8 protein-coding genes and 1 pseudogene are annotated in these 6759 nt (G+C 61.2%); all 9 read right to left on the reverse strand.

The features are described from left to right. Positions 1-1774 (reverse strand): hypothetical protein (locus tag I5W_RS20735; protein ID WP_044530649.1); only part of this gene is annotated, 1774 nt, incomplete at its 3' end. Next, positions 1775-1888, reverse strand: a complete 114-nt coding sequence (locus I5W_RS30290) for a GpE family phage tail protein (protein ID WP_017452867.1) — start codon at positions 1886-1888, stop codon at positions 1775-1777. 8 nt (positions 1889-1896) lie between these two features. Continuing rightward, positions 1897-2217 carry a phage tail assembly protein gene (locus tag I5W_RS20745; RefSeq protein WP_044530650.1) on the reverse strand — a complete coding sequence of 107 codons (321 nt, stop codon included), beginning with the start codon at positions 2215-2217 and terminating at the stop codon, positions 1897-1899. Positions 2218-2276: 59 nt separating this feature from the next. Next, the gene (locus I5W_RS20750; protein ID WP_044530651.1) at positions 2277-2786 is read right to left on the reverse strand and encodes a phage major tail tube protein; all 510 of its coding nucleotides are present in this window, start codon (positions 2784-2786) and stop codon (positions 2277-2279) included. A 56-nt stretch (positions 2787-2842) separates the two neighbouring features. Continuing rightward, a complete protein-coding gene (locus tag I5W_RS20755; protein ID WP_044530652.1) occupies positions 2843-4021 on the reverse strand; it encodes a phage tail sheath protein in 1179 nt (392 codons plus the stop codon). A gap of 47 nt (positions 4022-4068) precedes the next feature. Continuing rightward, positions 4069-4491: a tail fiber assembly protein gene (locus tag I5W_RS29120; RefSeq protein WP_050010706.1), complete on the reverse strand. Its 423-nt coding sequence runs from the start codon at positions 4489-4491 to the stop codon at positions 4069-4071. Positions 4492-4495: 4 nt separating this feature from the next. Further along, positions 4496-5821, reverse strand: a complete 1326-nt coding sequence (locus I5W_RS33905) for a phage tail protein (protein WP_050010707.1) — start codon at positions 5819-5821, stop codon at positions 4496-4498. Then, positions 5818-6438, reverse strand: a complete 621-nt coding sequence (locus I5W_RS20770; RefSeq protein WP_252717149.1) for a phage tail protein I — start codon at positions 6436-6438, stop codon at positions 5818-5820. The genes I5W_RS33905 and I5W_RS20770 overlap by 4 nt, the downstream gene beginning before the upstream one ends. Next, positions 6431-6759: pseudogene (locus I5W_RS20775) on the reverse strand (baseplate assembly protein); the annotation flags it as partial. The gene I5W_RS20770 and the pseudogene I5W_RS20775, both read right to left, overlap by 8 nt.

The raw sequence follows: 6759 nt of genomic DNA on the forward strand, positions 1-6759 counted from the left end.
CGATGACGGAGGCCAGGGCCAGCATCAGCGGCCCCATCACCACCAGAATGGCGGCAATAGCACTGAATCCAACAATCATGGCCTTGGCCGTGGTTGGGTTGCGCTCCATGAAGCCCGATAGCGCCTGGACGGCATTGGCGGCCATCTGCAGGCCGGATGCATAGAGCGGCAGTATCTTGGTTCCCATGTCCAGCTTCAGGTCGGCCACCTTGGCCAGGGTTTCCAATTCCTTGCCGCTGGCCGTTTCCCGCCCGAGCTTGTCCAGTTCGTCGATATTGGCGGCGCCCCGGTTCAGTTTCTCGTTTTTGTGGATCTGTGCGCGCTGCTGGTACATCGTCGAAAAGAGCTGCGCCGCCGTGCGGTTCGAGAAAATCCCGCCGATGGCATCGAGGATGCCTTTTTCGTCGGTGATGCCCTTGCTGGCCAGTTGCGGCAACAGTACCTTCTCCATCCATTCGAATTGATTCTCGCGGAAGAGGTCCGCGCCCTTGATAGCGCCCGGATTCAGGAACGAGACCTGGCCGGCCTTGTCATGCTTCACCTGGGATTGGTCGCCAATCAGGCCCAGGTCCGACAGCATGGAGATGGAACGCTTGGTGGTGCGGCCCTGATACAAGTTCTGGTAAGCGCTCATCATGGACGTGCCGACCCGGTTACCGCCCATTTCCTGCACCAGAGATTCCATCTGGTAATAAAAGGATTCATCCTTGAGCCCCTTCGCCGCAATACCACCGGTCTTGATCAGGTTCAGCCATTCACCGGGACCGACCCGGCCGCCCGTGGCGGTCAGCACCTGCTGCACCATATTGGCCTGCTTGGAGAACGTACCAATGTCCTTGGTGCCGTTGCGCATTTCGATGACCTTCAGCATGTCCATGAACTTGCGCTCGTTCTCCGCGCCTTCCTCTTCGCCATAGAAGGCGTGATTGCCGAATTTCATCTTGGCCATCATGGGGGCGACCATCTCGGCGTGATGCGTATCACCAAAGGCGGTGATGCCATCGCGCAGCAATTGCAGGTTGTCGAGCTGGCTAGTGCCGTAGGTTTTCATCTCGCGCGCGAACTTGATCGCTTCGGCGGTCGCGGCCGGCCCCAGACCGAGCGCGCGCACCCGGCCGTTTTCAGTCTCGTAGTGCTTGGCCTCTTTCAAGCCGGCCAGGAGTGGCGTGCCCACGGCCGCGCCGCTGGCAGTAGCACCCACCCCGGCCGCAGCCAGTCCACCCGCCGTGCTGCGCAGCTTGTCGGCGCGCTGGCGAGCGTTGGCCATGACTTGCTGCTGACGATGGCTGACGGTCAGCTTCTTCTGCTGGTCGGCCAATTCGGCATTGGTGGCGGCGATGCTGTTCTTGAGCCAGGTCTGTGCGTTGGCGAGCTGGCGCGATCCAATGCCGGCGTCGGTCAGGCGCTCGCGCAAGGCGCGATACTGGACACTTTGTTTCTCGCTGGCCTCTTGGAGCGACTTCACGCTGCGCACTGCGGCGTTAAATTCGCGCGTCATGGCGCGCGTAGGATTCTCGGTGGCCTTCATCTTGGCCGCCAGGTCGGTAACGCGCTGCTGTGCGGTGGCCAGCTCGGCACTGGTCTTGCGCATTCCCTGGTGCAGCTCGCGCAGGCCGTTGAGGTCGTTCTGTTGCTTGTTCAGCTCGCGCAGGCGGTCACTGGTGTCCTTCAGTGCCTTGCCGGTGTCTTTGGCGCCACTGGAGATTTTCTTCAGCGGGGCGGTGATTTTCTCCATCATCGAGAAAACCACCTGCATTTTCAGTTCGTTTGCCATCTATTCCGCCCCGCTTCGTACCCTGGCGCGCTCGCGCCACTTCATGAGGTCTGCTAATTCCAGCTCATCCATCGCGGCCGGTGGCCAATGGAACACCGTCGCGATGTCGGCCATTGCGTCTTCTACTTCGATTGGGAGACCAAGGCGCGGTCCGCCTTCGGTGCCAAAAAAACAGAGACTTCCATGCCGCACTTGATCAGGTCGGCCGGGTCCATTGCGGCCACGTCAAACTGTGTCAGCGCCGGCTCGCTGATACGCGGCAACACCACCTGCAGGGCGCTCACGTTCATATTCATAAGATCCATCAGGCTCACGCCGCGCAAGGCGCCGGACTTCGGACGGCGCAAGGTGAGTTCGGTGATTTGGGTATTGCCGCGCGTGAGCGGTTCGTCCAGTTCGACAACAACGGTTTCGATCTTGACGGGGGCGGTGGTGGTGGTCATGGTGTTTCCTTGTCAAAGAGAAAAATCGAAGAACCAGGCGGCCCGATGCCGCCCGGTGGTTACAGGCCGATGGCCTTGCGGATGTCGGCGCGGCGGTCCACGCCACCGACGATTTCGATACCGTTCATGAAGTCGAAATCGAAAATCACCTCGTTATCGATGGTGAGCTTGTAGGCGCTCAGAGGCATACTGAATTTGTGCGAGGTGTCGTCGCCCACCTTGGCATTGCCCATATCCACTTCTTTATAGCGGCCACGCACGGTGATTTCGACTGCCTGCACGGATGCATCGTCATCGCTCTGATAGGCGCCCGCGAAGCGCAATTGCACGGCGCCATGTGTGTTGGCGGCGTACTGCTTGAGCGCTTCCTTGACCAGGCCGCCGGCCGTCCATTCCAGTTGCATGGCTTCCTGGCCCAGGTCCGCCGAGACCGGGCCGGACATGCCGGCCGCGCGGTATTCTTCCATCTTGCGCGACAGCTTGGGCAGGGTCACTTCCGTGGCAATCCCGGAATAGTCGATACCGTTCTGGAAAACGTTGAAATCCTTCAGTTTGTGGGGCATACCCATATTGATGGCTCCTTAACATAGGGAAAAGCTGGCGGCCAGCACCTGGCCGCCTAGGCTCAGGCGGCAGCGACGCGTGCGGCAAAGTCGGCCAGGTATTGATCGGTAATGCGCTGCTGGAAGAGCAGGTTTTCCACCGGGGGCACCGGGGTGTAGCCATAGTCGATGGTCAGCTTGCCGGTCTTCAAGGTGTCCTTGTCGTTGAACTGTTCATCGAACCAGGCCTCGCCGTCGATGATGTAGCCGCTGGCTTTCAGGGAACGGAACTTGGCGTTGATGCTGGCCACCAGATCCTTCACCAGCGAGGGCGTCATCGGCAGGTCGACGTAAACCATATGCGCTTCGGCAATGGTGTCGGCCAGCACTTGCGCGGTACGGGTGTAATTCTCGAAGGGGAAGAACCCGCCCTGGATTTCGCAGGTGCGCGAGCCCCAGAACCGATAGCCGCTCATGTTGATGAGGGTGGTGACTTCCTTGGCATTGAGCACGCCGGCATCGGTGGCCGGGTCTTGCAAATCCCAGAACACGTCACGGCTGATACCGGTCGGGCCATTCACCACCACGTTGGACAAGGTCTTGTGCCAGCCGGTCTGTTCATCAATCTTGGCGCGCAAGCCCAGGGCGTAGGCCACGGCCGAGATGCTGGCATCGGCGTTGGTGGTCGTATCCCAGGACACGAATTCCGGCCAAATCAGCATCACTTCACGCTGCCCGAACTCAGAACGATAGGCGGTCGCTGCGACCACCGTCGCGCAATTCCAGCAGGAGGCATACACGAAGGCGCGCAGAGTCTGCGCAAGGGAGGCCAGTGCATTGGTCACTGCCTTAGTATCCAAGCCCGGCGCGCCCAGGATGCGCGGCTTGATGCCCAGCTTGGACTGCGCGGCCAGCAGCGCCTTGGCGCCGGTATAGCGGCCTTCAGGCGACACGCCACCAATCACCAGGGTGGTTTGCTCGGCTTCGTCTGCGCCTTCGGCCACGCGCACCAGCACAACCAGGGGCTTGGCTTGGGCGGCGATGGCTTCCAGCACGCGGCGCATGGTGCCACGCTTGCCGGCCTTGGCTTGGGCGGCGACAACATTGGTGATGAGCACGGCCGTGTCCAGCGGGAAGGCGTCTGCATCGGCGTCGTCGGCCGTGACAATCACGCCGATGACGGCGGTAGAGACGGTGCGAATGGGGCGCGTGCCTTCGTTGATTTCGATGACGCGCACGCCGTGGTGGTAATCGGTTGCCATGATGTTCCTTTCGATGAAAATTTGAAGTCTTGTATTCAGGCGCACTGCTACGGCGTAGCGGATGGCTCTGCCGGCCACTCGACTGGATCTGCGGAAAGATTCACTCTGCTCAGGTCAATCCGGTATTGGCGCCAGGCGGCAAGCGCACTCAGCTCTTCCGCTGTCGCCTGGCCCAACTCCGCCGCATCCTTGAGCGGTTCGATAGCCATTCCTGCAATGGTCATTAGGCCGGTGTAAGTCACCTTGTTGCGTGCCAAGACCTGTTCCATGTCCAGGGCGAGAGGTGCCGGCGAACGGTCGCACGAAATGAATTTCCCTTTGGCATACCTGTCACCGATGGCTACGCTGCTATCGGTGGGCAGGCCCTCAGCACGCTGCCCCTGTGCCAGGCCACGCGCCAATTGCTCTGTGTCATCCGATAACACGATGTTGACCACCATGTCCTTTTCAATAATTGCGAATGTCTGCATGGTTTCACCATTTGATAATCAAAATGCCGGGGCGTCCGGCCGCACCGTCGCCGCCAGGCCGGGCGGTTTCACCGGCTACGCTGCCACCTCCACCGCCACCGCCTGACGCATAGCCAATGCCAGCAGCACCGTTGATGCCGCCCGCCAAGGTCGAGCTTTGGGAGACACCGCCGCCGCCACCTGTCCCCCATGGCGAATTGCCCCCATTGCCGCCGATCCCGCCCATCGAATAGCCATTGCCTGGCGTCGCATTGCCGGCTGTTCCTGGCGTGCCGCCATTTCCAAATCCGGCGCCACCTACAAGGGTTACGTAAGCGCCGCCTGCGTAGCGCGTTCCGTCTCCGCCTGGACCGCCGGTCGATACAATGTTGACGCCATCGCCGGTGAGGGAGGTGTCTCCGCCTTTACCACCGCGTTGGCCATCCAGATCGAGGCCCCCATGGACACCGCCAGCACCTCCAGCGCCAATCACCACATTCAGCACCTGACCGGGCGTTACAGGGACTAGCACATCAATCAGATAGGACGCCGCACCGCCACCACCGCCCCCGCCACTGGCCGCATATCCAGAGCCACCCCCGTTGTACGCGCCGCCTGCACCGCCTCCGCCGCCACCGCCTCCACCCGCTGAGACACGAAGCGCCGTCACGTCATCTGGAACGGTAAATGTGCCGGACGACGTGAACACCGCGAACCGCAGTGGCGCGACCTGTTTGAGCGTCGCATTGAGGAATTCCGCATTGATCGCCTGGCCGCTCTTGGTCCCAAGCGGGGGAGTTGGAACAGTGGGGATGCCGGAAAACTGAGGGGATTTCAGCGGTGCAAGGTCGGCGTGCGTGTGTCCCTTCTGCGCGGCATACGCGACAATCGCGTCATCCGCATATTTGCGCGTGGCTAGCACCACCGCTGGGTCGATTTTCAATTCGACAGCCGCAGTGCTTGCGACCAGCAACACCACCCGCACAACCTGATCCTTGCCGGCGCCTTCGGCAATGACTGGCTTATAGCTGGGTGGGCAATTCGCAACGGCGCACAGGTCACCGGCTTCGTCGAAAATACCGATTTCACGTACCCACCAACCGCCCACATCCGCAGGCAGCACCTGCTCGATGATGATTTGGCTGGCGTTCTTCGGATCTTTGTCGAGCGTATTGATCGGTGCGCGACGTTGCTCCCGAACCAGGGCAACTTGCTTGCGGTCTGGCACCGGCAGCACGCCGTTACCATCACCCACGCCCATGTGCGTCAGCTTCAGCGGTACGCCTAGCGCCAAGGCATTGGCAATCTTGGCCTCGCCAATCTCAGTAGGGATAGAAAAATAAGTGCTCATGGGTAGATGGTCATGGTTTCGATGAAGTGAGCCGCACAGCCGATGAAGGGGCCACCAGTGATCTCGATGCTGTCCGGTGTCCAGGGATACACGGTGACGGTCTCGCCGAGCTGGACAAAGGTGCCGACGAAGAGCGAGCCCCGGACCTCCAAATGGATGCGCAAGCCCGTCAGGTGGCGAGAAAGGGGCTTGGCGTCATCAATGAGGCGTTCCATTTCAAGGAACATCTCATCGGTAATGCCGGCGTCCAGCACGCCGACTTCCAGCGCGAAGGTGCCACGCTGCCCGCGTGGTTCGGTCTGCCACCATTCGCGAATCTTGATGATGTAGCCCAGCGACTCGACCACGCCGCGCACGGCGGCAATGGTCCCCTTGTGCTGGTGGATATAGCGGGCGGCCTTGATCGTGCCGCGCTTGATCGACTCCGGCCAAGCGTCGTCCCAGCGATCCACAGAAAATGACCAGGCCAGGAAGGGCAGCAGATCGACCGGGCAACGGTCAGCACTCCATAGGTCGCGAATGGGTACCGGAGTGTCGGCCAGCGCCGCACAGGCACGCGCAATGGCTCGCTCCAAGGGCGTGGTATTCGGTGGCAAGGTCGGGACGGGGTTATACACGGTCCACCTCTTCCAGCACCTCGGCGGTGATGTGAATGCCGGTACAGCGCGCGGCCTGGGTCCGTCCGCACAGAATGTCTGCGGCCGGCGATTTCACCAGGACATTGCGCACGCCCTCGACCTTGAGCGCAGCCACGTAGGCATTGCGATAGACGCTGTAGCCGAGCGGGCGCAGCGGCTTGGCCATGAGCGCAGCGTTTGCCCTGGCGGCATTGAGCGCAATCGAGGCTTCCGGGCCTTTCTCGACATAAACCACCGCTTCCAACTCATAGTCCGTGACCTGGCCCTGTACGACTGAAACCAGATCGCCCAGCGGCCGGA

It is taken from the genome of Herbaspirillum sp. B65, assembly GCF_000333555.1.
In the GTDB taxonomy this organism is placed as follows: Bacteria; Pseudomonadota; Gammaproteobacteria; order Burkholderiales; family Burkholderiaceae_D; genus Herbaspirillum; species Herbaspirillum rubrisubalbicans.